22 protein-coding genes and 1 tRNA gene are annotated in these 24,160 nt (G+C 74.8%); 10 read left to right on the top strand and 13 right to left on the bottom strand.

Annotation, left to right across the window (positions count from 1 at the left end):
• The first annotated feature begins 67 nt into the window (after nucleotides 1-67).
• Complete coding sequence (locus tag WA616_RS23190; RefSeq protein WP_336033575.1) at nucleotides 68-1,594, top strand: long-chain-fatty-acid--CoA ligase; 1,527 nt, start codon at nucleotides 68-70, stop codon at nucleotides 1,592-1,594.
• Here WA616_RS23190 and WA616_RS23185 read toward each other — a convergent pair.
• Nucleotides 1,569-2,480: an alpha/beta fold hydrolase gene (locus tag WA616_RS23185; RefSeq protein WP_073419343.1), complete on the bottom strand. Its 912-nt coding sequence runs from the start codon at nucleotides 2,478-2,480 to the stop codon at nucleotides 1,569-1,571. The genes WA616_RS23190 and WA616_RS23185 overlap by 26 nt on opposite strands.
• Before the next feature lie 216 nt (nucleotides 2,481-2,696).
• On the opposite strand from WA616_RS23185, the gene WA616_RS23180 reads away from it, so the two are divergent.
• Nucleotides 2,697-3,497 (top strand): esterase/lipase family protein, encoded by an 801-nt coding sequence (locus tag WA616_RS23180; protein ID WP_336033573.1) that lies wholly within the window; start codon nucleotides 2,697-2,699, stop codon nucleotides 3,495-3,497.
• 115 nt (nucleotides 3,498-3,612) lie between these two features.
• Here the strand turns inward: WA616_RS23180 and WA616_RS23175 are convergent.
• From WA616_RS23175 to WA616_RS23165, 3 genes are all read right to left on the bottom strand, one after another.
• A tRNA-Val gene (locus WA616_RS23175) sits at nucleotides 3,613-3,684 on the bottom strand.
• A 38-nt stretch (nucleotides 3,685-3,722) separates the two neighbouring features.
• Nucleotides 3,723-4,184: a peroxiredoxin gene (locus tag WA616_RS23170; RefSeq protein ID WP_336033572.1), complete on the bottom strand. Its 462-nt coding sequence runs from the start codon at nucleotides 4,182-4,184 to the stop codon at nucleotides 3,723-3,725.
• Nucleotides 4,185-4,271: 87 nt separating this feature from the next.
• On the bottom strand, nucleotides 4,272-4,697 hold the full coding sequence (locus tag WA616_RS23165) for a DUF3052 domain-containing protein (protein WP_073419341.1): 426 nt from the start codon (nucleotides 4,695-4,697) through the stop codon (nucleotides 4,272-4,274).
• A gap of 312 nt (nucleotides 4,698-5,009) precedes the next feature.
• Between WA616_RS23165 and aceE the strand changes: the two genes are divergently transcribed.
• The gene (aceE, locus tag WA616_RS23160) at nucleotides 5,010-7,808 is read left to right on the top strand and encodes a pyruvate dehydrogenase (acetyl-transferring), homodimeric type (RefSeq protein ID WP_442902021.1); all 2,799 of its coding nucleotides are present in this window, start codon (nucleotides 5,010-5,012) and stop codon (nucleotides 7,806-7,808) included.
• Between the two features lie 38 nt (nucleotides 7,809-7,846).
• Complete coding sequence (locus WA616_RS23155) at nucleotides 7,847-8,791, top strand: FAD-dependent oxidoreductase (RefSeq protein ID WP_336033571.1); 945 nt, start codon at nucleotides 7,847-7,849, stop codon at nucleotides 8,789-8,791.
• On the opposite strand, the gene WA616_RS23150 is transcribed toward WA616_RS23155, so the two are convergent.
• The 7 genes from WA616_RS23150 to WA616_RS23120 form a co-directional block, all read right to left on the bottom strand.
• Nucleotides 8,698-9,489: a glycoside hydrolase family 88 protein gene (locus tag WA616_RS23150; protein WP_336033569.1), complete on the bottom strand. Its 792-nt coding sequence runs from the start codon at nucleotides 9,487-9,489 to the stop codon at nucleotides 8,698-8,700. The genes WA616_RS23155 and WA616_RS23150 overlap by 94 nt on opposite strands.
• Nucleotides 9,490-9,704: 215 nt before the next feature.
• The gene (locus tag WA616_RS23145; RefSeq protein WP_336033568.1) at nucleotides 9,705-10,442 is read right to left on the bottom strand and encodes an SDR family NAD(P)-dependent oxidoreductase; all 738 of its coding nucleotides are present in this window, start codon (nucleotides 10,440-10,442) and stop codon (nucleotides 9,705-9,707) included.
• A complete protein-coding gene (locus WA616_RS23140; RefSeq protein WP_336033566.1) occupies nucleotides 10,439-11,836 on the bottom strand; it encodes a GH1 family beta-glucosidase in 1,398 nt (465 codons plus the stop codon). Before WA616_RS23140 ends, WA616_RS23145 begins: the two co-directional genes overlap by 4 nt.
• Nucleotides 11,837-11,949: 113 nt before the next feature.
• Nucleotides 11,950-13,044 (bottom strand): ABC transporter ATP-binding protein, encoded by a 1,095-nt coding sequence (locus WA616_RS23135; protein ID WP_073419335.1) that lies wholly within the window; start codon nucleotides 13,042-13,044, stop codon nucleotides 11,950-11,952.
• A gap of 53 nt (nucleotides 13,045-13,097) precedes the next feature.
• Nucleotides 13,098-14,000 (bottom strand): carbohydrate ABC transporter permease, encoded by a 903-nt coding sequence (locus WA616_RS23130; RefSeq protein WP_336033565.1) that lies wholly within the window; start codon nucleotides 13,998-14,000, stop codon nucleotides 13,098-13,100.
• Between the two features lie 8 nt (nucleotides 14,001-14,008).
• Entirely contained in the window at nucleotides 14,009-14,998 is a 990-nt protein-coding gene (locus WA616_RS23125; protein ID WP_336033564.1) for a carbohydrate ABC transporter permease, read from the bottom strand.
• A 117-nt stretch (nucleotides 14,999-15,115) separates the two neighbouring features.
• Nucleotides 15,116-16,411, bottom strand: coding sequence for an extracellular solute-binding protein (locus tag WA616_RS23120; RefSeq protein WP_336033563.1), 1,296 nt, complete (start codon nucleotides 16,409-16,411; stop codon nucleotides 15,116-15,118).
• A 187-nt stretch (nucleotides 16,412-16,598) separates the two neighbouring features.
• On the opposite strand from WA616_RS23120, the gene WA616_RS23115 reads away from it, so the two are divergent.
• Both WA616_RS23115 and WA616_RS23110 read left to right on the top strand, forming a co-directional pair.
• A complete protein-coding gene (locus WA616_RS23115) occupies nucleotides 16,599-17,624 on the top strand; it encodes a LacI family DNA-binding transcriptional regulator (protein ID WP_073419331.1) in 1,026 nt (341 codons plus the stop codon).
• A 160-nt stretch (nucleotides 17,625-17,784) separates the two neighbouring features.
• Nucleotides 17,785-19,065, top strand: coding sequence for a right-handed parallel beta-helix repeat-containing protein (locus tag WA616_RS23110; RefSeq protein WP_336033560.1), 1,281 nt, complete (start codon nucleotides 17,785-17,787; stop codon nucleotides 19,063-19,065).
• A 36-nt stretch (nucleotides 19,066-19,101) separates the two neighbouring features.
• On the opposite strand, the gene WA616_RS23105 is transcribed toward WA616_RS23110, so the two are convergent.
• Both WA616_RS23105 and WA616_RS23100 read right to left on the bottom strand, forming a co-directional pair.
• Nucleotides 19,102-19,587, bottom strand: coding sequence for a pirin family protein (locus WA616_RS23105; RefSeq protein ID WP_336033558.1), 486 nt, complete (start codon nucleotides 19,585-19,587; stop codon nucleotides 19,102-19,104).
• The gene (locus WA616_RS23100) at nucleotides 19,584-20,288 is read right to left on the bottom strand and encodes a phosphatase PAP2 family protein (RefSeq protein ID WP_336033556.1); all 705 of its coding nucleotides are present in this window, start codon (nucleotides 20,286-20,288) and stop codon (nucleotides 19,584-19,586) included. Before WA616_RS23100 ends, WA616_RS23105 begins: the two co-directional genes overlap by 4 nt.
• 45 nt (nucleotides 20,289-20,333) lie before the next feature.
• On the opposite strand from WA616_RS23100, the gene WA616_RS23095 reads away from it, so the two are divergent.
• The 4 genes from WA616_RS23095 to WA616_RS23080 all read left to right on the top strand — a co-directional run bounded on the left by WA616_RS23095 (nucleotide 20,334) and on the right by WA616_RS23080 (nucleotide 24,142).
• Complete coding sequence (locus WA616_RS23095; RefSeq protein ID WP_336033554.1) at nucleotides 20,334-21,512, top strand: PucR family transcriptional regulator; 1,179 nt, start codon at nucleotides 20,334-20,336, stop codon at nucleotides 21,510-21,512.
• 149 nt (nucleotides 21,513-21,661) lie between these two features.
• On the top strand, nucleotides 21,662-22,864 hold the full coding sequence (locus WA616_RS23090; RefSeq protein WP_336033552.1) for an acyltransferase domain-containing protein: 1,203 nt from the start codon (nucleotides 21,662-21,664) through the stop codon (nucleotides 22,862-22,864).
• The gene (locus WA616_RS23085; RefSeq protein WP_336033550.1) at nucleotides 22,861-23,826 is read left to right on the top strand and encodes a beta-ketoacyl-ACP synthase III; all 966 of its coding nucleotides are present in this window, start codon (nucleotides 22,861-22,863) and stop codon (nucleotides 23,824-23,826) included. Before WA616_RS23090 ends, WA616_RS23085 begins: the two co-directional genes overlap by 4 nt.
• Before the next feature lie 76 nt (nucleotides 23,827-23,902).
• Nucleotides 23,903-24,142 carry an acyl carrier protein gene (locus tag WA616_RS23080; RefSeq protein WP_073419326.1) on the top strand — a complete coding sequence of 80 codons (240 nt, stop codon included), beginning with the start codon at nucleotides 23,903-23,905 and terminating at the stop codon, nucleotides 24,140-24,142.
• The last annotated feature ends 18 nt before the right edge of the window (nucleotides 24,143-24,160 follow it).

Below are 24,160 nucleotides of genomic sequence, written 5' to 3'. Positions count from 1 at the left end.
GAGGTGTGGAACGCCGCCGGGGCGGTACTGGACCGGGTGTCACCCACGTCACAGGGCAGGAGCGGCCATGAGCTTCAACCTCGCCACCATCCTCCGCGAGTCGGCCCTCGCCTCGCCGGACAAGCCGATGCTGCTCATCGGCCCGACGACGCTCACCTACCGGCAGGTCGACGTCCTCTCCGGGCAGGTGGCCGCGGGGCTGCGCGCGGCCGGGCTGCGGCGCGGCGACTCGGTCGCGCTGCAGCTGCCCAACGTGCCGCAGTTCGTCCTCACCTACTTCGGCGCGCTCAAGGCCGGGATGACCCTCGTCCCGCTCAACCCGCTGCTCAAGGCGCCCGAGGTCGCCTACCACCTGTCCGACAGCGGGGCCAAGGCGCTCGTCACCTTCGACGCCTTCGCCGACGAGGCGGTCAAGGGCGCGGCCGAGGCCGGCGGCGTCCCGGTCTGGGTGGTGTCCGCCGGGCAGGCCGCCGCACCCCCCGACACGACGCCGTTCGACGAGCTCGTCGCCGCCGGCGCGGGCGGCGACCCGGCCGAGGTCGAGCAGATGTCCCCCGAGGACACCGCGGTGATCATCTACACCAGCGGCACGACCGGGCGGCCCAAGGGCGCCGAGCTCACCCACTTCCAGGCCTACATGGCCGCGTCGGTGGCGGCGGAGACCTTCGCCTACCGCGAGGACGACGTCAGCATGGCCGTGCTGCCGCTGTTCCACGTCTTCGGCCTGTCCAGCGTGATGAACTGCGCCGTCCGCTCGGCGGCCACGCTGGTGCTGGTGCCGCGCTTCGACGTCGGCGCGGTCCTCGACGCGATGGAGCAGCACCGGGTGACGGTGTTCTGCGGCGTGCCCACGATGTTCGTGGCGCTGATGCACGCCGACCTCACCGGCCGCGACGTCTCCGCGCTGCGGATCTGCGTCTCCGGCGGCGCCTCGATCCCCGGCGAGGTGATCAAGGGCTTCGAGGCCGCCTACCCCGCGACGATCCTCGAGGGCTACGGCCTGTCGGAGACCGCCGCCATCGCCACCTTCAACCGCAGCGCCGAGGAGCGCCGCGTCATGTCGATCGGCAAGCGGCTGTGGGGCTGCGAGGTGCGCGTCGTCGACGGCCAGGACGCCGAGCTGCCGCGGGGCCCCGAGCACGTCGGGGAGATCGTGCTGCGCGGCCACAACGTCATGAAGGGCTACCTCGGCCGGCCCGACGCCACCGCCGAGGCCATGCGGGGCGGCTGGTTCCACACCGGCGACCTCGGCTACCAGGACGACGACGGCTTCTTCTACATCGTCGACCGCAAGAAGGACCTGGTCATCCGCGGCGGCTTCAACGTCTACCCGCGCGAGATCGAGGAGGTCCTGCACGAGCACCCCGCGATCCGCGAGGCCGCCGTCATCGGCCGGCCCGACGAGCGGCTCGGCGAGGAGGTCGTCGCGTTCGTCAGCCTGCGGCCCGGCGCGACGGCCGAGCCCGCCGACGTCATCGCGTTCTGCAAGGAGCGGCTGGCGGCCTACAAGTACCCGCGCGACGTCACCGTGGTCGACGAGCTGCCCAAGGGCCCGAGCGGGAAGGTGCTCAAGACCGAGCTGCGGAGCCGCTGACGGCGACGTCGCCGAGCCAGGAGAGGACGAGGCCGGCCAGGCGGTCGGGCACCTGCAGCTGCGGCACGTGCCCGACCCCGGCCAGCTCCTCGTAGCGCCAGCCGGGGTTCTCCCGCGCCGCCTGCCGCGCGGCGTCCACCGACACCAGCCGGTCGCGGTCACCGTGCACGAGCAGCACCGGCGCGGTCACCCGGGCCATCGCGCCCCGGTAGCGGCGCGGGTCGAGCAGGATCCACAGCAGCGAGCGCGCCGCTGCGAGGAACGCCCGGTCCATGCCGGCGGCGTCCTCGCGCTGCTCGAGCAGGGTGACCGCCCGGTCGACCACCGGCGCGGGCAGCTCGTCGGGGTCGACGCCGACCAGGTCGAGCATCGCGCGCACGCGGGTGAGCGGCGTCGACCGGACCCGCCGCAGGCGCAGGAACCGCTCCCCCACCCCGGGGACGGCGTACAGCGCGAAGGTGGCCGCCACGAGCGGGTCCAGCCTCCGGCGGCCGCCGGGCAGCGCCGGGTCGAGCAGCACCAGCGCGCGGACGGCGTCGGGCGAGGCCGCGGCGGTGAACAGCGAGATCATCCCGCCCATCGAGTTGCCGACCAGCACCGCCGGCTCCCCCACCACCTCGCGCAGGAAGCGCTGCAGGACGCCCACGTTGGCCTGCACCGTCGTCCGCCGCTCACCGGGCTCGCTGCGGCCGAAGCCCGGCAGGTCCAGGGCCCACACGCGGGCCGACGGCGTCAGCAGCGGCGCGAACAGGTCCCAGTTGCCGTGCGAGCCGCCGAGGCCGTGCACCAGCACGACGGCGGGGCCGCCCTCGAGCCCGCCGTGGTCGACGACGTGCACCGGCCCGCCGAGGTCGATCGTCCGGCCGGTCCCTGCTGGCTGCTCCACGTGCCGTCCCTCCCGCTCCGCCGGCGCGCCCGCGCCCGCTCCCCCGACGGTTGCACGACCGGGTGGACCGTGCAGCGGGACCCCTGTGGTCCGTGTGGCGTGGGACACACTGCGGTCCACCGGATCGCCCGCGATCGGGCAGTCAGGTGTGACCGGCTGCCGAGAGTGGTACCGGAGCGGACACGTGGCACCGCTGCCACAGGCGAGGAGGACGACGTGTCGGGATCCGGGTACGAGCAGCCGGCACTGCCGCTGTACCTCACCGAGGTGGGCCGCGCGTTCGGCGACTACGGCCTCTACCTGGCGGCGCGGCCGCTGCTGTCGCGGCTGCCCGCCGGCGACGGGCACCCCGTGCTCGTGCTGCCCGGCCTGATGGCCGACGACATGTCCACCGTGACGCTGCGCCGCACGCTGCGCCGCCTGGGCTACCGGGTGCACGGCTGGCGGCTGGGCCGCAACATCGGCCCGACCGCCGAGTGCGTCGAGGGCATGGCGCAGCGCATCTCCGACCTGAGCGACCGCTACGGCCGGCCAATCAGCCTCGTCGGGCAGAGCCTGGGCGGCATCTTCGCCCGCGACCTGGCCCGCAAGACGCCCGACTCGGTGCGCCAGGTGATCACCCTGGGCAGCCCGTTCGCCCTGCAGCGCGACGACCAGACCCGCGCGCACAAGGTCTTCGAGCGCTACTCGCACCTGCACGTGGAGCGGCGCGTGCTGCCGCTGGAGACCGAGTCGACGCCGCTGCCGGTGCCCTCGACGTCGATCTACTCGCACCAGGACGGCATCGTGCCGTGGCAGGCGTGCCTCGACCGGCTCTCCCCCACCGCGGAGAACGTCGCCGTGTACGCCAGCCACCTCGGCATGGCCCACCACCCGGCGGTCATCTACGCGGTGGCCGACCGGCTGGCCCAGCGCGAGGGGACGTGGCGCCCGTTCCGCACCCCGCTGGCGCTGCGCCCGTGCTTCCCGCGCGCCGACGTCCCCGAGCCCTCGTGGGCGGCCGCCGCCGCGGCCTGACGCCGGGAGCGGCCCCACCGGCCGGCTCGCCGCCGCGCCGAGTGGTCACGGATCGGGGGCTCCGCCCGGCGGGGACCCCGGCAGGCGACCGCTCGACGGCGGGAGGACGGGTGGGTGGGCGCGGCAGGGATCGAACCTGCGACCGCTCGCTTGTAAGGCGAGAGCTCTCCCGCTGAGCTACGCGCCCCGCCCGACCAGGGTAGAGGCCCCGGACGGGGATCCCGCTCAGGCGGCCAGCGCCGCGACGGCGTCCTTCCAGCCGGACTGCTCGCGGGCGTCGCCGGGCGAGTTGACCTCGGCGAAGGCGATCTTCCCCTCGGCGTCGACGAGGAACGTCCCGCGCAGCGCCATGCCGGCCTTGTCGTTGAACACCCCGTAAGCCTGGGCGGTGGCCCCGTGCGGCCAGAAGTCCGACAGCAGCGGGAAGTCGAAGCCCTCCTGGGCCTTGAACGCCTTGAGGCTGAACACCGGGTCGGTGCTGACGGCCACGACCTGCACGCCGGCGTCGGTGTAGGTGGTCAGCTCGTCGCGCAGCTGGCAGAGCTCGCCGGTGCAGATGCCGGAGAAGGCGAACGGGTAGAAGACGACGAGGACCGGCCGGCCCCGCAGGCCCGCGAGGGAGACGACCTGGCGGTCCTGGTCGGGCAGGCTGAACTCGGGCGCGGCGTCGCCGACGGAGAGGGTCATGCCCCCATGGTGACGTGCTGGAACCGGCCGCCTCGCAGGGGCCCGCCGCGAGCGTGCGAGCGGTGGGGAGCGAGGGGGTCCTTCGTCCTAGCGGCGGGAGCGGGCGGCCTTCGGGGTGACCAGCCGGATGCCCGACCAGTCCTTGGCCGCGGAGATGCTGCTGGTCTGCGACAGGCCCGCGGTGGGTGCCACCTCGGTGACGTCGCCGGGCTCGACGTGGCCGGGCCGCCCGGACTTGGGCACCAGCAGCCAGACGACGCCCTCGTCGGCCAGCGAGGTCAGGGCGTCGGTGAGGGCGTCGAACAGGTCGCCGTCGTCCTCGCGCCACCAGAGGAGGACGACGTCGGCGACCTCGTCGGTGTCCTCGTCGACCATGTCGCTGCCCGAGGCCTCGACGATCGAGTCCCGCAGGTCGTCGTCGGCGTCCTCGTCCCAGCCGAGCTCCTGCACGACCATGCCCGGCTTGATGCCCAGCCGGGCCGCCATGCTGGCGCTGCCCGAGTCGACGCTCATCCCTGCTGTTCCTCCGAAGGTCCGATGGTGTCCGGTCGCCGACCGGCGGGCACGCGACCGCGCAGCGCGCGTGCGTGGGGGGTGTGCAGGCCCACGGCGGACACGACCGGCGGGGATGTCACCCGCAGCCTGGTCATGTCACCCCTCTCGGACCCGGACGCGCGTTCCCGACGGCGTCGGTGCACGTGGGCAGGAGCGTAGGGCATGCCTGGTCAGGCGCAAGCCGTCGCGCGGACCCCGTCCGCGGCGCCGACGTGGCCGACTCGGGACCTCTACGTGACGCGGGGACGCCCGGCGCGAGACGATGGACCCATGAGCGCACCGCAGCAGGGTGGGGACCCCACCCGCGACGCCGGCCAGCCACGCGCGGTCATCACCGACGGACTGCCCAGCCAGCTGGTCGACACCGATCCCGACGAGACCCAGGAGTGGGTGGAGTCGCTCGACAGCGTCGTCGAGCACGCAGGCCGCGGGCGCGCCCGCTACCTCATGCTCAAGATGCTGCAGCGCAGCCGTGAGCAGCAGGTCGGCGTCCCGGCCCTCCGCAGCACCGACTACATCAACACGATCCCGCCCGAGCGGGAGCCCTACTTCCCCGGCGACGAGCACGTCGAGCGGCGCATCCGCGCCTACATCCGGTGGAACGCCGCGATCATGGTGCACCGCGCGCAGCGGCCGGGCATCGGCGTCGGCGGGCACATCTCCTCCTACGCCTCCTCCGCCAGCCTCTACGAGGTCGGCTTCAACCACTTCTTCCGCGGCAAGGACCACCCCGGCGGCGGCGACCAGATCTGGTTCCAGGGCCATGCCTCCCCCGGCATCTACGCCCGCGCCTACCTCGAGGGCCGGCTGTCCGAGGACCAGCTCGACGGCTTCCGCCAGGAGGTCAGCCACCCCGGCGGCGGGCTGTCGAGCTACCCGCACCCGCGGCTGATGCCGGACTTCTGGGAGTTCCCGACCGTGTCCATGGGCCTCGGCCCGATGAACGCGATCTACCAGGCGCGGTTCAACCGCTACCTGCACTCCCGCGGCGTCAAGGACACCTCCGACCAGCACGTGTGGGCGTTCCTCGGCGACGGCGAGATGGACGAGCCCGAGTCGCTCGGTCTCATCGGCCTGGCCGCCCGCGAGGAGCTGGACAACCTCACCTTCGTCGTCAACTGCAACCTGCAGCGGCTCGACGGCCCGGTGCGCGGCAACGGCAAGGTCATCCAGGAGCTGGAGTCGTTCTTCCGCGGCGCCGGCTGGAACGTGATCAAGGTGGTGTGGGGCCGCGAGTGGGACGCCCTGCTGGCCGCCGACCGCGACGGCGCCCTGGTCAACCTCATGAACCAGACGCCCGACGGCGACTACCAGACCTACAAGGCCGAGGACGGCGCGTTCGTCCGCGAGCACTTCTTCGGCCGTGACCCGCGCACGCGCAAGCTCGTCGAGGGCATGAGCGACAAGGAGGTCTGGGACCTCTCCCGCGGCGGCCACGACTACCGCAAGGTGTACGCGGCGTTCAAGGCGGCCGTGGAGCACAAGGGCCAGCCCACGGTCATCCTCGCCAAGACGATCAAGGGCTGGACCCTCGGCAGCCACTTCGAGGGCCGCAACTCCACCCACCAGATGAAGAAGCTGACCGCCGAGGACCTCGCCGCCTTCCGCGACCGGCTCTACCTGCCCATCCCCGACGAGCAGCTCGACAAGACGCTGCCGCCCTACTACAAGCCGGCGCCCGACTCCGACGAGATGCAGTACATGCTCGAGCGGCGGCGGGCCCTGGGCGGGGCGGTGCCGCGGCGGCGCTCGGAGTTCAAGACGCTCAAGGCGCCCGACGACAAGGCCCTCGACGTCCTGCGCCGCGGCTCCGGCAAGCAGGAGGTGGCGACGACGATGGCGTTCGTCCGCCTGCTCAAGGAGCTGCTCAAGGACAAGGAGCTCGGCCCGCGCTTCGTGCCGATCATCCCGGACGAGGCCCGCACCTTCGGGATGGACAGCCTCTTCCCGTCGCAGAAGATCTACAACCCGGCCGGCCAGCGCTACACCTCGGTCGACCGCGAGCTGATGCTGGCCTACAAGGAGTCCGAGCAGGGCGTGATCCTGCACGAGGGCATCAACGAGGCCGGGTCGACGGCGTCGTTCACCGCGGTCGGCACGTCGTACGCCACGCACGGCGAGCCGATGATCCCGATCTACATCTTCTACTCGATGTTCGGGTTCCAGCGGACCGGCGACTCGTTCTGGGCGGCCGCCGACCAGATGACCCGCGGCTTCGTCCTCGGCGCCACCGCCGGGCGGACGACGCTCAACGGCGAGGGCCTGCAGCACGAGGACGGCCACTCGCTGCTGCTGGCGCAGACCAACCCCGCCGTCGTGTCCTACGACCCGGCCTTCTCCTACGAGGTCGGCCACATCGTCAAGGACGCGCTGGCCCGCATGTACGGCGAGGACCCGGGCGCGCCGCTGGGCGGGCACCGCAGCCCGGACGTCATGTACTACCTGACGGTCTACAACGAGCCGTTCCAGCAGCCGGCCGAGCCCGAGGGCCTGGACGTGCAGGGCCTGCTCGCCGGCATGTACCTCTACGCCCCCGGCTCCGGCGAGGGGCCCAAGGCGCAGGTGCTGGCGTCGGGTGTCGCGGTGCCGTGGGCGCTGCGGGCGCAGGAGCTGCTGCGCGAGGACTGGGGCGTGTCGGCCGACGTGTGGTCGGTGACGTCGTGGAACGAGCTGCGCCGGCAGGCCGACGCGGTCACCGAGCACAACTTCCTGCACCCCGAGGACGACCCGCAGGTGCCCTACGTGACCCAGCGGCTGCAGGAGGCCGAGGGCCCGGTCGTGGCGGTGTCGGACTGGATGCGCGCGGTGCCCGACCTGATCGCCCCGTTCGTCCCGGGCGGCATGGCGACGCTGGGCACCGACGGGTTCGGCCTGTCCGACACCCGCCCGGCGCTGCGGCGGCACTTCCACGTCGACGCCGAGTCGATCGTCGTCCGGACGCTGGGCGCGCTGGCCGACCGCGGGCTGGTCGAGCGCTCGACGGTCCGCGAGGCGGTCGAGAAGTACCGGATCCGCGACGTGCAGGCCGCCCCGGCGGAGGAGCGGACCGACCCGAGCCCGGCCACCTGAGCGGGCACCGGCCCGTCGCCGGCGGCGGCCACCTCACGGTGGCCGTCGTCGGCGGCGGCGTGGTCGGCCTGACCTGCGCGCTCGAGCTCGCGCGGGCCGGCCACCGGGTCCGGCTGCACACCGCCGACCCGTGGGCGGCGACCACCTCCGCGGTGGCCGCCGCCATCTGGTTCCCCTACCGGGCCGCGCCCGCCGACGCCGTCCTGCGGTGGGGCGCCACCTCGCTCGGCGTGCTCACCGCGCTGGCCGGCGACCCGGCCTCCGGCGTGCGGATGCGCCCGGGCACCTACCTGCACCGCACGCCCGACCCCGACCCGTGGTGGACGCCGGGCATCCCGGGCGTGCGGCCCGCGACGCCGGAGGAGCTCCCGCCGGGCGTCCCCGCCGGCACCCGCTGCACCCTGCCGGTGGTCGACACCGGCGACTACCTGCCCTGGCTGTCCGCCGCGTGCGCCGCGGCCGGGGTCACCACCGTGCCGGGCCGGGTGGACGCGCTGGACGGCGTGCCCGGTGACGTCGTCGTGGTGGCCGCGGGTCTGGCGTCCGGGCCGCTGCTCGGCGACGGCACCGGCGTGCCCGTGCAGGGCCAGGTCGTGCGCCTCGCCGACCCCGGGATCGGCGAGTGGCTGCTCGACGAGGACGGCCCGGCCGGGCTGACCTACGTCGTCCCCCGCGGCCGCGACGTCGTCGTCGGCGGGACGGCGGTCGAGGGCGCCACCGGCCGGGAGCCCGACCCGGCGGTGGAGGCGGCGATCCTGGAGCGCGCGTGCGCGCTGGTCCCGGCGCTGCGCGGGCAGCCGGTGCTCTCGCGGGCGGTCGGGCTGCGGCCGGGCCGGCCGACGGTGCGGCTGGAGCGGCTCGACGTCGGCGGGCGGCCGGTCATCGCCTGCTACGGGCACGGCGGCGCCGGCGTCACCCTCTCCTGGGGCTGTGCGGCCGAGGTGGCGGACGAGGTGGCCGCCGCGGCGAGCGCCCTGGCCTGAGCGTCGGCCAGCAGGAGCCAGGCCTGCGCTTCGGGCGAGTGCCCGGGGCGGTCGAACCGGGGCGCGGCCGCGGCGCCGGTGACCCGCCCGAGGACGTCGAGCGCCGCGACGACGTGCGCGAGCAGCGAGCGGCCGACGTCGGCGTACCCCCGTGGCAGCCACCTCTCGCGCGCGCCGGTGAGCGCGGCCCAGGCGAGCATCGCGGCCACCGCGGTGTCCGGCGGCGCGGCGGCGTCGTCGAGCACGTCCCCGAACGACCCGTCGGGACGGCGGTGCGCGAGGCACGCGTCGAGGTGCGCGCGCGCCTCCGCGGCGAGCCCGGCATCCGGCAGGAGGGACACCGCCCGGGCGAGCGCCGCGGCCACCCAGCCGTTGCCGGTGCCCCAGGCGCGGCCGTCGGACGGCGCGCCCGCGGCGTCGTCCCAGCGCGCCCGCCACAGCCCGTCGGGGCGCCGCAGCCGGGCGCGGTGCCCGGCCAGCTGGGCGAGCGCGGCCTCCCTGTGCCCGGCCGCGGCCATCGGCGGCACCACCATGAACACGGTGTCGGCCCAGACCTCGCGGCCGCCGAGCAGGTGGTACAGCGTGCCGTCGGCGGCGCGGGGCGCGCCGGTCAGCAGCCAGTCGCGCTGGCGGGCGGCCGCGGCGGCGAGGCCGGCGTCGCCGTCGCGGCGGGCCACCCGGTCGACGTACTCCCCCACGACGCCGCCGTTGACGCTGCAGGCGGGGTCGAGCTCGGCCAGCCGGCCGTCGGGCAGCTGCCGGGCGACGGCGTCGTCGACGAGCGCGCGCAGCGCCGCGGCCTCCCCGCCGGCATCGAGGACGGCATCGAGGACGGCGGCGGTGAGGCCCTGGTCCCAGGAGTGCCGCTGGCAGACCAGCAGCGCGGCCAGGACGCGGCGGCGCGTCGGCTCGGCTAGAACGAGATCTCCTCGCCGTCCTTGACGATCCGCCCGGTGACGGTCGCGGGCTCGCGCAGCAGCGCCAGCGCGCCGGCCGCGCTCTCCTCGACGGTGCCGGGAGCCTGCTGCCCGCCGAGGTCGGTGCGCACCCAGCCCGGGTCGAGGGCGTTGACCGCCACCTCCCCGCGCAGCTGCGCGGCCTGCATGAGCACCAGCCCGTTGAGCGCGTACTTGCTCACCCGGTAGCTGCCGATCCCGGGCTCCGCCATGCCGTCGCGGGTGCCGGCGCCGGAGCTGACGTGCACCACCTGCGGCTCGTGCCCGGCCCGCAGGCACGGCAGCAGCGCGAGCACCAGCCGGTGCGGGGCCACGAGGTTGACCGCGAGCGTGTCCTCCAGCGTGCCGGCCGGCTCGTCCTCGAACCGCTCGTCGCGGGCGAGCATCACCCCGGCGTTGCTGAAGAGGACGTCGAGGCCGCCCCAGCGCCGGGCGACCGTCCCGGCCAGCAGCGCCGGCGCGGCCGGGTCGGTCAGGTCGGCGACGACCGGCTCGAACCGGCCGGGGCCGGTCACCTCGGCGGCGAGGGCGTCCAGCCGGCCGGCGTCGCGCGCCGTGCCGAGGACGTCGGCGCCGGCGGCCACCAGGGCGCCGACGACGGCCCGCCCGACGCCGCGGGAGGCGCCGGTGACGAGGACCCGGCGGCCGGTCAGGTCGCGACCGGCCGCCGGCCCTGCCGGGGATGCCTGCGTCACTGCGCCTCGCGGTGACGGCGGAGCACCTCGGCGTAGACCCGGCCGCTGTCCTTGACGGTGCGCCGCTGGGTCTCGTAGTCGACGTGCACCAGCCCGAAGCGCTGGGCGTAGCCGCGGGCCCACTCGAAGTTGTCCAGCAGCGACCACGCGAAGTAGCCGCGGACGTCGGCGCCCTTCTCGATCGCGGTGGTCATCGCGGCGAGGTGGCGGAGCAGGAAGTCGACGCGCTCGGGGTCGTGCACCGCGCCGTCGGTGTCGACGACGTCGTCCCACGCCGAGCCGTTCTCGGTGATGACCAGCGGCACGCCGGGCGCGCGCGAGCCGATCCAGAGCAGCAGGTCGGTGAACGCCTCGGGGCTGATGCCCCAGCCCATCGTGGTGGTGACGCCGACCGGGTCGAGCTCGAGGACGTCCTCGCCGCCGATGAACGACGTCGGCTTCTCCGCCGGGCGCGGGCCCGCCTGCACGGTGGACTCGAAGTAGTAGTTGACGCCCAGCCAGTCCAGCGGCGCGGCGATGACCTCGAGGTCGCCGTCGCGGATGGGCAGCGGGGCGCCGGCGGCCTCGAGGTCGGCGACGACGTCGGCCGGGTACGCGCCGTTGACGGCCGGCTCGAGGAACATCCGGTTCTGCTGGCCGTCGAGTCGCCGGGCGGCGTCGAGGTCGGCGGCGGAGTCCGAGGCCGGGTTCATCGGGGTGAAGTTCAGCGTGATGCCGAACGAGTCCACCCCGGCGGCGCGCAGCCGGCCGGCGGCGAGGCCGTGGCCGAGCAGCAGGTGGTGGGTGGCGGCCGAGGCGGCGACCGGGTCCTGCAGGCCGGGGGCGTGCAGGCCGCTCATGTGGCCGAGCAGGGCGCTGCACATCGGCTCGTTGAGCGTCGACCAGTGCCGCACCCGGTCGCCGAGGGCGTCGACGACGACGGCCGCGTAGTCGGCGAACCGCTCGGCGGTGTCGCGGTCGGCCCAGCCGCCGCGGTCCTGCAGCGCCTGCGGCAGATCCCAGTGGTACAGCGTCAGCCACGGGTCGACGCCGGCGCCGAGCAGCTCGTCGACCAGCCGCCGGTAGAAGTCCAGGCCGCGCTGCTCGACGCGGCCGCTGCCCTCGGGCAGCACCCGCGGCCACGACACGGAGAACCGGTAGGCCGAGAGCCCCAACTCCTCCATCAGCGCCACGTCGGCCGGGTAGCGGTGGTAGTGGTCGACGGCGACGTCGCCGGTGTGGCCCTGGAAGGTGCGGCCGGGCGTGTGGCTGTAGGTGTCCCAGATCGAGGGGCCCCGCCCGTCCTCGGTGACGGCGCCCTCGATCTGGTACGCGGCGGTCGCGGCGCCGAAGACGAAGCCGGGCGGGAACGTCAGGCCGGCGAGCAGGTCCTCGCGGGCGTCGGTGGTGGTCACGGCAGGGGTTCTCCTCGGAGCAGGGGATCAGGAGCAGGAGGTCGGGCGGAGGTCAGGGGCCATCGCGGCGGCGTCGCGGCGACGCCGTCGCTGGTGTGGGGATGGATCGGGCGCTAGTCGATGCGCTGCTGGGAGACCGGGTCGAACACGTGCAGGCCGCCCTCGCGGACCCGCAGGTGCACCGTCTCCCCCACCGCGGGGGCGGAGCGCGGCTCGGTGCGCACCACCAGGTCGGCAGTGTGCAGGACGTCGCCGTCGTCGGAGGCACCCAGGGTGGCGTAGAGGAAGGCGTCCGAGCCGAGCTGCTCGACCACGTTCACCACCACCGGCACGCCCTCGGGGGCGAGCTCGACGGCCTCGGGGCGGAAGCCGACGGTCACCCGCCCGCCGTCGCCGGCGGCGCGCAGCAGCCGCTCGCGCGGCACCGGCAGCACCGCACCCGCGAGCCGGACGCCGCCGTCGACGACCGGACCGGTGATGACGTTCATCGCCGGCGAGCCGATGAAGCCCGCGACGAAGGTGTTGGCCGGCCGCTCGTAGAGCGTCCCGGGGGTGTCGCACTGCTGCAGGAGGCCGTCCTTGAGCACGGCCACCCGGTCGCCCATCGTCATGGCCTCGACCTGGTCGTGGGTGACGTAGACGGTGGTGACGCCGAGGCGCCGCTGCAGCGCCGCGATCTGGGTGCGGGTCTGCACGCGGAGCTTGGCGTCGAGGTTGGACAGCGGCTCGTCCATGAGGAACACCTGCGGGCTGCGGACGATCGCGCGGCCCATGGCCACCCGCTGCCGCTGGCCGCCGGACAGCGCCTTGGGGCGCCGGCCCAGGTAGTCCTCGAGGTCGAGGATCTTCGCCGCCTCGGCGACCCGGGTGGCGATCTCCGACTTGGGGACGCCCGCGATCTTGAGCGCGAAGCCCATGTTCTGCTCGACGGTCATGTGCGGGTAGAGCGCGTAGTTCTGGAAGACCATCGCGATGTCGCGGTCCTTGGGCGGCGCGTCGGTGACGTCGCGGTCGCCGATCCGGATGCTGCCGGCGTCGATCTCCTCGAGGCCGGCGAGCATGCGCAGCGAGGTGGACTTGCCGCACCCGGAGGGGCCGACGAGGACGAGGAACTCGCCGTCGCCGATCTGCAGGTCCAGGCCGTCGACCGCCGGGCGGTCGGACTTCGGGTAGATGCGGGTCGCGGAGTCGAAGGTGACGGTGGCCATGGCTCAGGCGCCTTCCGGGCAGGAGGTGGGGGGAACGGGGGTGGACGGGCGCCTCATCCCTTCACCGCGCCCTGCATGATGCCGCCGACGATCTGCTTGCCGAGGACGACGAAGACGACGAGCACCGGCAGGGTGCCGACGAGCGTGCCGGCCATGATCACCGCGGTGTCGGGGACGTAGCCGCCACCGAGACCGGCCAGCGCGACCTGCACGGTCGGGTTCTCGCTCGTGAGGGCGATGATCGGCCAGAAGAAGTCGTTCCACGCGGTGAGGAAGGTGAGCATCGCGAGCACCGCCATGGCCGGGCGGGCGACCGGGACGACGACCGACCAGAAGGTCCGCATCGTCGAGGCGCCGTCGACGCGGGCGGCCTCGAGCAGCTCGTCGGGCAGCGCCTGCGACAGGAACTGCCGCATGAAGAAGACGCCGAACGCGCTGACCAGCGTGGGCAGCACGACCGCCTGGAGGTGGTCGACCCACTGCAGCTGGGCGATGAGGATGAACAGCGGGATGATCGCCAGCTGCGTCGGCACCATCATCGTGCCGATCACCAGCCCGAGCAGCGTCTTGTTGCCCCGGAAGCGCAGCTTGGCGAAGGCGAACCCGGCCAGGGTGCTGCACAGGACGGTGCCCACCGTGATGCAGCCGGCGACGATGACCGAGTTGACGATGGCCAGCCCGATCGGCGCCTCCTCCATGGCCCGGCCGATGTTGGTGAACAGGTCGGCGTCGGGGAGGAACGGCGGCGGGGTGCCGGCGAGCTCGGCGTTGGTCTTCGACGCCGCGACCGCCGTCCAGTACAGCGGGAAGACCGACAGGAACGCGGTCAGGACCAGCAGCACGTGGGTGAGCGGCCCGGCGGAGGTGACCTTGCGGGCGCCGCGGCGGCGGGTCCGGGTCGGGGTGGCGGCCGGCGCGGGCGCCGTCTGCTCCGGCGCGGAGGCGAGGGTGGTCATGACGGCTCCTACCGCTCGGCCCGGGCGCGGCGGCGGGCGATCAGCCCGTAGACGCCGACGACGACGAGGATGATCAGGAACATGGTCCAGGCGGTCGCGGCGGCCTGGCCGAGGCGGAAGTTCGTCCAGCCCTGGTCGTACATGAGCAGGCCGAGGGTCTGGTACTGGTTCGAGACGCCGCCGTTGGTCATGCCGTTGCCACTGAACAGCAGCGGCTCGCCGAACAGCTGCACCGCGCCGATGGTCGAGACCACGATGGTGAACAGGATCGTCGGCTTGAGCGCCGGCACCGTCACGTGCACGAACTGCTTCCAGCGGCTGGCGCCGTCGAGGGTGGCGGCCTCGTAGAGGTCGTTCGGGATGGCCTGCATCGCGGCCAGGTAGATGAGCGCGTTGTAGCCGGTCCAGCGCCAGGTGACGATCACCGAGATGGCGATCTGGCTGGTCCAGCTGCCGCTCTCCCAGTCGATGCGGTCGAAGCCGACGGCCTCCAGCAGCGTGTTGATCAGGCCGTAGTCGTGGCCGAACAGCTGCGCGAACACGAGCGTGGCGGCGGCGATGCTGGTGGCGTAGGGCATGAGCATCGCGATGCGGAAGAAGGTGCGGCCGCGCAGCCGGTAGTTCAGCAGGTGCGCGAGTCCCAGGGCGATGGCCAGCTGGGGCACCGTGGAGAGGATGCCGATGGTGAGGGTGTTCCTCGCGGCGTTCCAGAAGAACTCGTCCTGCAGCAGCTCGGTGTAGTTGCCGAAGCCGACGAAGACCGCGCCGTCGAGGTCGGAGAGCCGCACGTCGTGCAGCGAGATGTAGGCGGTGTAGAGGAACGGGTAGAGGCTGAAGGCGGCGAAGAGGAGGAAGAACGGGGCGACGTAGGCGTAGCCCCAGCGGTTGCGGGTGAGCCGGGACCGCCGCCGGCGGGCGGCCGTTGCGGGCGCGGGCGGGGCGGACGGCGGTGGTGCGGCGGCCGCCGCGACCCGGGGGTCGTCGCTGGCGATGGTCATGCGGGGTGCCTCACTGCGGTGTGCGGGCGGGAGGAGCGGGGGCCGGCGAGGTGCCGCCGACGTGGTGCCGGCCGGTGCCCGGGCGGGTGGACGCGCTCGGGCACCGGCCGGGGTCTGTCAGCCTCCGGTGACCTGCTCGATCTCCGCGAGTGCTGCCTGGAAGGCGTCGTCGGGTGAGGTCCCGTCGGCGACCGTGCTCAGGGCGTTGGTGAACGCCTCCTGGATCTGGGTGTCGTAGGGGCCGATCGGCGTGAACTGCAGCGCTGCCGCCGAGTCCGCGAAGATCTGCCCGACCGGCGCGCCGCTGAAGTACTCGTTGGTCGCGCTCGACACCTGCGGGTCCTCCGCCGCCTCCTGGCTGGAGGGGAAGTGGGCCTCCTCGGTGAACATCTTGATCTGCTGCTCGGGGGCGGTCAGCCACTCGACGAGGGCGATGGCCTCCTCGCGGTGCTCGCTGTTCTCGGTCACGCCGAGCCAGGAGCCGCCCCAGTTGCCGGCACCGCCGGGCAGCGGCGCGACGTCCCAGGCGCCCGAGGCCTCCTCGCCGGCCTGCTCGCTGATGTAGCCGAGCATCCAGGCCGGGCAGGAGATGGTGGCGAAGGCGCCGTTGGCGAAGGCGGAGTTCCACTCGTCGCCGAACTGGATGAGGTTGGCGGTCATCCCCTCGGCGGCCGCCACGGCGGCGTCCTCCCAGGCGGCGGTGACGCCGGGGCTGGTCTCGGGGATGGGGTTGCCGCTCTCGTCGTTGTAGGCGGTCTCGCCCTGGTACACCGCGGCGGAGAAGACGCTCGCCGGGCTGTCGACGAACGAGGTGCTCTCCGGCTTGGTCGGCGAGGCGTCGTACTCGCGGCCGAGCTCCAGGTAGCCCTCCCAGGTCGACCAGCGGGAGGCGAGCTCCGTGCGGTCGGTGGGCAGGCCGGCCTGCTCGAACAGGTCGCGGCGGAAGCACATGGCCTCGGGACCGGCGTCGGTGCCCAGGCCGATGACCCGGCCGTCCTCGGTCGTGGCCGGCTCGACCTTCCAGTCGTAGTAGTGGCCGAGCAGCTCGTCGGCGTTGCCCTCGGCGGCGAAGTCGACGAACGCGTCGGCGTGGTTCTCGACGACGTCGGCGACGAAGCCGATCTCGATGCCCTGGATGTCGGCGAGGCCCGAGCCCGCCGCGAGCCGGGTCTGCAGGGCCCGGTAGTAGTCCGCCGACCGCTCCACCGAGGTCTCCTCGATGCGGATGTCGGGGTTCAGGCGCATGTACTCGTCGTACAGCCCGGCCTGCTCGAACCCGAAGGTCCCGAACAGGCCCAGGTCGAGCGTGACGGTGCCGTCGTCGGCGGAGCTCGAGCCCCCGCAGCCGGCGGCCAGGAGCGAGGCGACGAGGGCGGCGCCCAGTGCGGCCCTGCGTCTCGGGGGAACGGTCATCGGTCCTCCTGGATCGGTTCCCGAACGACCTCGTCCGGGCTACTGTGTCCGGCGTGAAAGCGCTCTCACGACCGGCTGGGAGGAGAGTGATGGGGACCACACCCGGCTGTCAAGTATGAGGTCGTGCGCTTCGCGGAACCGCCCGGGCCGTGCACCATGGACCCCGACCGCGACCCCAGGAGGACCCGTGACGACGCTGGCCGGACGCGGCTCCTCGCCCACGCTCGACGAGGTCGCCGAGCTCGCCGGCGTCTCCCGGGCCACCGTGTCGCGGGTGGTCAACGGCTCGCCGAAGGTCCGCCCGGAGGCGCGCCGCGCCGTCGAGGCCGCCGTCGCGCAGCTGCACTACGTGCCCAACCCGATGGCCCGCAGCCTGGTCACCCGGCGCACCGACACCATCGCGCTGGTGCTGTCGGAGTCCAACGCCCAGGTGTTCTCCGACCCGTTCTTCGCCCGCGTCTTCCGCGAGCTGTCGGAGTCCCTGGCCGACACCGAGATGAACCTCGTGCTGCTCGCCGCGCGGGGCGAGCGGGAGCAGGAGAAGGTCGGCCGCTTCGTGCGGCAGGGCCACGTCGACGGCGTCGTCCTGGTCTCCCCGCACCGCGACGACACGCTGCCCCGCATGCTCGACGAGGCCGGCGTCCCGCTGGTGCTGTCGGGCCGGCCGCCCGACGGCCGCGACCTCTGCTACGTCGACGCCGACAACACCGGCGGGGCGCGCACGGCCACCGAGCACCTGCTCGGCTCGGGCCGGCGGCGGGTGGCCACGGTGACCGGCCCGCAGGACATGATCGCCGGCCTCGACCGCCACGCCGGGTACCGCGAGGCCCTGGAGGCCGCCGGGCTGCCCGTCGACGAGCGGCTGGTGGCCGAGGGCGACTTCACCGAGGCCGGCGGCGCCCGCGCCATGGCGGCGCTGCTGGAGCGCGCCCCCGACCTCGACGCCGTCTTCGTCGCCTCCGACCCGATGGCGGTGGGCGCCCTGCGGGCGCTGCGCGAGGCCGGGCGCACCGTGCCCGGCGACGTCGCGGTGGTCGGCTTCGACGACGCCGCCGTGGCGGCCACCTGCGACCCGCCGCTCACCACGGTGGCGCAGCCGCTGGAGGACATGACCCGGCTCATGAAGGAGCTGCTGTTGTCGCAGGTCGAGGGCCAGGAGGGGGTGCGGGCGCGGGTCTGCCCCACCCGCCTGGTCCGGCGCGCAAGCGCCTAGGGGAGGAACTCGACCCACGCCCCGGGTTGGAGGCGGGTCCGCGACCCGGGGATGAGGTCCCAAGCGTCCCCGCCGTGTCACCGGACCCGTCCGTCACACCGTCCCCATCGTTGCCGCACGCGCCGGGCCCCCGGCGCGCCCGGCACACGATGGAGGACACATGCAGCACTCCGGTACGGCGAGACGTCCCCGCCCGTCGGCGGCCGCCCGCGGGCTGACCGTCACCGCCTCCGCCGCCCTGGCGCTCGCCGCGCTGCCGGCCGGCGTCGCGGCGGCGGGCGGGGGCACCACCTGGGTGGTCTCCCCCGGCGAGTCGATCCAGGCCGCGGTGGACCAGGCGAGCTCCGGCGACACGATCCGCATCGAGGCGGGCACCTACGAGGAGGCCGTCTGCGTCGACGGCAAGGGCCTGACCATCGTCGGCGAGGGCCGCGGGGAGGACGGCACCCGGATCGTGTGGCCCGAGTGGACCACCCCCGACCAGCTGCCCGAGGTCGCGCCGACCGCCTGCTGGGAGGCGCAGAACGGCGGGGACCCCGAGACCGACCCGGGCACCCTGCGCGACGACGTCTCCGGGCTGTTCTTCCTCGAGCCCGACGGGCCGGTGCGGGTGAGCCACCTGTCCACCTGGAACCACCCGGCCAACGGCATCGCCGCCTGGGGCGCCGACGGGTTCCGCGTGCACAAGACCGGGGCGCACGCGCACGAGCGCTACGGCATCCTCGCCGCGGACTCCACGCACACCCGGATCTCGCGCAACGTCCTCGAGGGCCTCGACCGGGGCACGGCCGAGGCGCCGAACAGCGGCACCGCGGGCATCGGGATCACCGACTCGCACGAGGCCTACGCCGACGTCGTCGCCAACGACGTCCGCGGCTACAACCTCGGCGTCTTCGCGCGCGAGTCGCGCGTCGGCGTCGTCCGCAACAACTACGTGGCGGGCAACTGCGTCGGCATCCTCGTCTTCGACGACGCGGCGACCGAGATCCCCGACTTCGACGGCCGCGTCGAGGGCGGCGACTGGCAGCTGAAGTGGAACGAGGTGACCGGCAACGACCGCTTCTGCCTCGCCGGCGTCGGCGAGGTGCAGGCGTCGCTGCGCGTCTCGGGCACCGGCATGGCGGTGGTCAACGCCGACACCGTGTCGATCCGGCACAACGACGTGCACGACAACGCGCCGTCGGTCGACCCCGCCTCGCTGCAGTTCCCGGCCGGGGGTCTCGCTCTGGTGTCGCTGCCGCCGTTCAACAACGCCGGCGGGGTCGACCCCGGCCCGGTGGACGGCGTCGTCGTCACGGGCAACGACCTGACCGGCAACGCCCCGGTCGACGTCCTGCTCAGCTCGCCGCAGGTCAGCCCGTTCCTGCGGGACGTCGGGGCGGTCGAGTTCGAGGACAACGTCTGCGGGTCCAGCGTCCCCGCGGAGGTCTGCGCCCCGTGAGGCACGACCGGGGGCCCTCCGCCGGAGGGCCCCCGGTCACCCCGCCCAGTCGGGACGGGCGGCGTCGACCGCCCAGACGACGGCGCGGCCGCCGCCGGGCCGCAGCACGACCCCGTCCGGCACGCCCGCCCCGTCGTCGCCGAGCCACAGCCGGGCGTCGGGCCGGCCGAGGTCGACCCACCCGGCGGGGGCGCGCAGCACCTCGTGCGACGGCGCGGCGCCGGGGTCGCCGGCGCGCAGGTGGCACTGGAGCACGCGGGCCCCGGCGGGACCGGCGACCTCGTCGTGGTCCAGACCCGCCCCGGCGCGGAGCACCCCGACGTCGCCCGCTGCCAGCGGCGCGTCCCCGCCCCAGCGGTGGGTGAGCGACCCCTCGAGGACGACGGCGACGACGTCGACCGCGCGGTGGGCGTGCACGCCGTAGCCGGCGCCGGGCGGGAGCCGGTCGTCGGTGACGCGCAGCAGCGGGCCGAGCGACCCGTCGCCGGGCTCGAGCAGCGGAACTCCCTCGACGGCGGTCACCGCGCGGCCTCCTCGGCCTCCCGCTCGGGCAGCGCCGCCGGGCCACCGGGCAGGCCGCCGAGGACGAGCGCCACCGCCAACGACCAGGCCAGGCCCAGGGAGAGCCCGCCGACGACGTCGGAGGCGAAGTGCACGCCGAGCCAGGTGCGGGTGAGGCCGACGAGCACCGCCAGCGCCACCCCGGCGGCGACCGCGGCCCGCCGGCCCCGGGCGGTCAGCCGCGGCCAGGCCAGCACCAGCGCGACCGTGACCAGGGTGGCGATGCCGGAGGAGTGCCCGCTGGGGTAGCTGAGGCCCGGGTAGTCCAGGCCGCCGTGCTCGAAGGCCGGGCGGGCGCGGCCGGCCAGCTCCTTGAGCCCCGTGGTGACCGGCCCGATCGCAGTGATCGCCACGACCACCCACAGCAGCGTGCGCCAGGCGCGGCGGGTTCCGAGCCAGGCCAGCACCGGGAGGAACACCAGCACGCGGAACCAGGTGACGCCGGGGGTGGTGAGCACCTCGAGCAGGCCGCCGACGAACGGCGAGCGGTCGTCGCCGGCGTACAACGCCCGGCTGAGCGCGTCGTCGAGGCGGACCTGCGGGGTCCACCCGGTGACCACCCCGGCGCCGAGCACCCCCAGCACCGCCAGGCCGCCCCCGATCGCGGTCAGCACCCGGCGGCGGGCGCGGGCGGGCCGGGACAGCGGCGGGGCGGGGACCACTCCCCCACTCTCCCCGACGCCCGCACCCGTGACACGCTGGCCGCCGTGCCAGCCCGCGGGACCGACCCGCCGCCGTCCGCCGCGACGCTGCGGCGGCTGGAGCGCGCGTCGGGGGCCATCGCCACCCGTGCCGTCGCCCGCATGGACGAGGACCTGCCGTGGTTCCGCGCCATGCCCGCCGACCAGCGGTCCTGGGTCATGCTCGTCGCGCAGGCCGGCATCGCCTCGCTGGTCGAGTGGTGCCGCAACCCCGGCCGACCGCCGCGGCTGACCGGCGAGGTGTTCGGGGCGGCGCCCCGCGACCTGGTGCGCGCGGTGCCGCTCAAGCAGACCGTCGACCTGGTCAAGCTCACCGTCGAGGTGATGGACGACCACGTCGAGTCGGTGGCCGAGCCCGGCGACGCGGTGCCGCTGCGGATGGCGGTCCTGACGTTCAGCCGCGAGGTCGCCTTCGCCACCGCGCACGTCTACGCCAGCTTCGCGGAGAACCGCGGCGCCTGGGACGCCCGGCTGGAGGCGCTCGTCGTCGACGCGCTCGTGCGCGGCGAGCGCACCGAGGAGCTGCCCGGCCGCGCGGCGGCCCTCGGCTGGGCCGGCACCGAGCCGGTCACCGTGCTCGTCGGCGCCGCGCCGCCCGACGGCGACGCGCACGCCGCGGTCCGCCGCGCCGCCCGCTCCTCGGGCGGCGAGGTGCTCGTCGGCGTGCACGCCGAGCAGCTGGTGGTGGTGCTCGGCGGCGCCGAGGACGTGGCGGGCGCCGCCGCCCGGGTGGCCGAGGAGTTCGGCCCGGGCCCGGTGGTGCTCGGGCCGGTGGTCGACCGGCTCAGCGCCGCGGGCGGGTCGGCCGCGGCGGCGCTGGCGGGGCTGCGCGCGGCCCGCGCGTGGCCCGGCGCCCCGCGCCCGGTGCCGGCCGACGCCCTGCTGCCCGAGCGCGCCCTCGACGGCGACCCGCTGGCCCGCGCCGCGCTCTCCGAGCGGGTGGTGCTGCCGCTGCGCGGCGCCGGAGGCGAGGTGCTCGAGACGGTGCGCGCGGTGCTCGCCGGCGGTGGCAACCTCGAGGCCAGCGCCCGGGCGCTGTTCGTGCACCCGAACACCGTGCGCTACCGACTCAAGCGCGCCGCCGAGCTCACCGGGCAGGTGGCCACCGACCCCCGCGGGGCCTGGACGCTGCACGTCGCGCTCGCCCTCGCCGACCTCGACGGCGGCCGCTCGCTCTGGCACTGAGCGCGCGACCGCAGTGTGGTCCCCACCACGGATCGGCTCCGCGACGGCCCGGCGAGGCCCGCCACTTGTGGAGACCCTCCAAAGAGGGGTGGTGTCCTTTCGTCGCGGCCGAGCGCGCAAGAGGCCCGCTCCTCTGACACGGTGAGGAGGTGCTGGCCGTCCTCGCCCCCGGACAGGGTGCCCAGAAGCCCGGGATGCTCACCCCCTGGCTGGATCTCCCCGGAGCCGAGTCCTTCTTCCGCTGGGCCGGCGCGATCGCCGACGCCGACCTGCTGACGATGGGCACCACCGGCGACGCCGAGGCCATCCGCGACACCGCGGTCACCCAGCCGCTGGTCGTCGCGATGAGCCTGTTCGTGGCCCGCGAGCTCGGCGGCCTGCCCGGCCCGGTGGTGCACTCGCCGCACACCGGCCGCGACGTCGTCATCACCGGCCACAGCGTCGGCGAGCTCACCGCGGCCGCGCTGGCCGGCGTGCTGTCGGTGGAGGCCGCGATCGCGCTGACCGCCGTCCGCGGCCGGGCCATGGCCCGCGCCTGCGCGCTCACCCCCACCGGCATGTCGGCCGTGCTGGGTGGCGACCCCGACGAGCTCGCGGCGGCGCTGGAGCGGCACGGCCTGGTGGCGGCCAACCTCAACGGCGGCGGGCAGACCGTCGTCGCCGGCCCGGTCGACGGGCTCGCCGCGCTGAAGGCCGAGCCGCCGGCGAAGGCGCGGGTGGTGCCGCTGTCGGTGGCCGGCGCGTTCCACACCGCGTACATGGCCCCCGCCCGCGACGAGCTCGAGGGCCTGGTCGGCGGCCTGCGCCCGGCCGACCCGAGCCGGCTGCTGCTGTCCAACGCCGACGGCGCGGCGGTCTCCTCCGGCGCCGGGGCGCTCTCCCGCCTGGTCAGCCAGGTCACCAGCCCGGTGCGATTCGACGCGTGCCTCACCACCCTGCGCGAGCTCGGCGTCACCGCCGCGATCGAGCTGCCGCCGGCCGGCGCCCTGGCGGGCCTGGCCAAGCGCGAGTGGAAGGGCTCCGACGTCGAGGTGCTGGCGCTGGCCGGCCCCGACGACCTCGACCGCGCCCGCGCCCTCATCGACGCCGCCCGCGGCCGCCCCGAGGCCGAGCACCAGCCCGACTGGCGGGTCGTCGTCTCCCCCGCCCGCGGCACGGTCAGCCCCGCCGACGTCCCCGAGGGCACCCACCTGCCCGCCGGCACCCCGCTGGGCTGCGTGCGCAGCCGCCGCGAGGAGGTCAAGGTCTCGGCCGGCTACGACGGCGTGCTCGCCGAGTGGCTGGTGCACGAGGGCGACCTGGTCGACGCCGGCGACCCCCTCGCCCGTCTCTACCCGGAGGTCCCCGCGTGAGCATCCGACTGCCCGCCGGCGCGCCCGGCGCGCGCATCCTCGGCCTGGGCGGCTACCGCCCGCGGCGCCGCGTGACCAACGACGAGCTCGCGCAGGTCATGGAGACCAACGACGAGTGGATCCGCACCCGCGTCGGCATCGCCGAGCGCCGCTGGGCGTCCGAGGACGAGACCCTCGTGGAGATGTCGGTCGCCGCCGGCGGCAAGGCGCTGGCCGCCAGCGGCCTGGCCCCCGACGAGGTCGACCTGGTGATCCTCGCCAGCGCCAGCCTCACCGAGCCCATCCCGGGCATCGGCCCGCAGGTGGCCCACCGCCTGGGCATCCCCCGCCCCGGCGCCTTCGACCTCAACGCCGGGTGTGCCGGGTTCTGCTACGCGCTGGAGGTGGCCTCGTCCGCCATCCGCGCGGGCTCGGCGCGCAACGCGCTCGTGGTCGGCGTCGAGCGGCTCACCGACGTCGTCGACAAGACCGACCGCTCCACCGCGGTGATCTTCGCCGACGGCGCCGGCGCGGCCGTCCTCGGCGCCTCCGACGAGCCCGGCATCGGCCCGGTCGCGTGGGGCAGCGACGGCGACCAGTTCTCCGCGATCGAGATCGCCGCGGGCACCGGCACGATGACCATGGCCGGCCAGGCCGTCTACCGCTGGGCCACCACCCGGCTCACCGACACGCTGGTGCAGGCCATGGAGTCCGCCGGCGTGGAGGCCAAGGACGTCGACGTCTTCGCCCCGCACCAGGCCAACCTGCGCATCGTCGAGTCCATGACGAAGCGGCTCGGCTTCGGCGAGGACGTCGTCGTCGCCCGCGACATCGTGCAGTCGGGCAACACGTCGGCCGCCTCCATCCCGCTGGCGCTCGCCGCGCTGCTGGAGTCCGGCGAGGCCAAGAGCGGCGACCTCGCCCTCGTCCTCGGCTACGGCGCCGGGCTCACCTTCGCCGGCCAGGTGCTCGTCCTGCCCTGACCGGCCCCACAGACCCCCGGACCACCGGGACCCGACGGCGGGCAACCCCCGCCTCCACCGAGAGAGAGGACCCCGCGTGAGCGAGGACATCCAGGCAGGTCTGGCCGAGATCCTGGAGGAGGTCGCCGGGGTCGCCCCCGCCGACGCCACCCCGGAGAAGTCGTTCACCGAGGACCTCGACGTCGACTCGCTGTCGATGGTCGAGATCGCCACCGCCGTCGAGGACAAGTTCGGCGTGGCCATCCCCGACGACGAGCTCGGCAACATCAAGACCGTCGGCGACGCGATCAGCTTCATCCAGAAGAACAAGGGCTGAGCCGGTCCCCCGGCCGCC

It is taken from the genome of Geodermatophilus sp. FMUSA9-8 (genome assembly GCF_037034165.1).
Lineage (GTDB): Bacteria > Actinomycetota > Actinomycetes > Mycobacteriales > Geodermatophilaceae > Geodermatophilus > Geodermatophilus nigrescens.
This window is presented reverse-complemented; position numbering and strand designations above follow the sequence as displayed.

Coding starts and splice junctions, on each gene's coding strand:
- WA616_RS23190 (WP_336033575.1), top strand. CDS start 68: ATGAGCTTCAACCTCGCCACCATCCTCCGCGAGTCGGCCCTCGCCTCG.
- WA616_RS23170 (WP_336033572.1), bottom strand. CDS start 4,184: ATGACCCTCTCCGTCGGCGACGCCGCGCCCGAGTTCAGCCTGCCCGAC.
- WA616_RS23165 (WP_073419341.1), bottom strand. CDS start 4,697: ATGAGCGTCGACTCGGGCAGCGCCAGCATGGCGGCCCGGCTGGGCATC.
- aceE (WP_442902021.1), top strand. CDS start 5,010: ATGAGCGCACCGCAGCAGGGTGGGGACCCCACCCGCGACGCCGGCCAG.
- WA616_RS23135 (WP_073419335.1), bottom strand. CDS start 13,044: ATGGCCACCGTCACCTTCGACTCCGCGACCCGCATCTACCCGAAGTCC.
- WA616_RS23130 (WP_336033565.1), bottom strand. CDS start 14,000: ATGACCACCCTCGCCTCCGCGCCGGAGCAGACGGCGCCCGCGCCGGCC.
- WA616_RS23125 (WP_336033564.1), bottom strand. CDS start 14,998: ATGACCATCGCCAGCGACGACCCCCGGGTCGCGGCGGCCGCCGCACCA.
- WA616_RS23120 (WP_336033563.1), bottom strand. CDS start 16,411: ATGACCGTTCCCCCGAGACGCAGGGCCGCACTGGGCGCCGCCCTCGTC.
- WA616_RS23110 (WP_336033560.1), top strand. CDS start 17,785: ATGCAGCACTCCGGTACGGCGAGACGTCCCCGCCCGTCGGCGGCCGCC.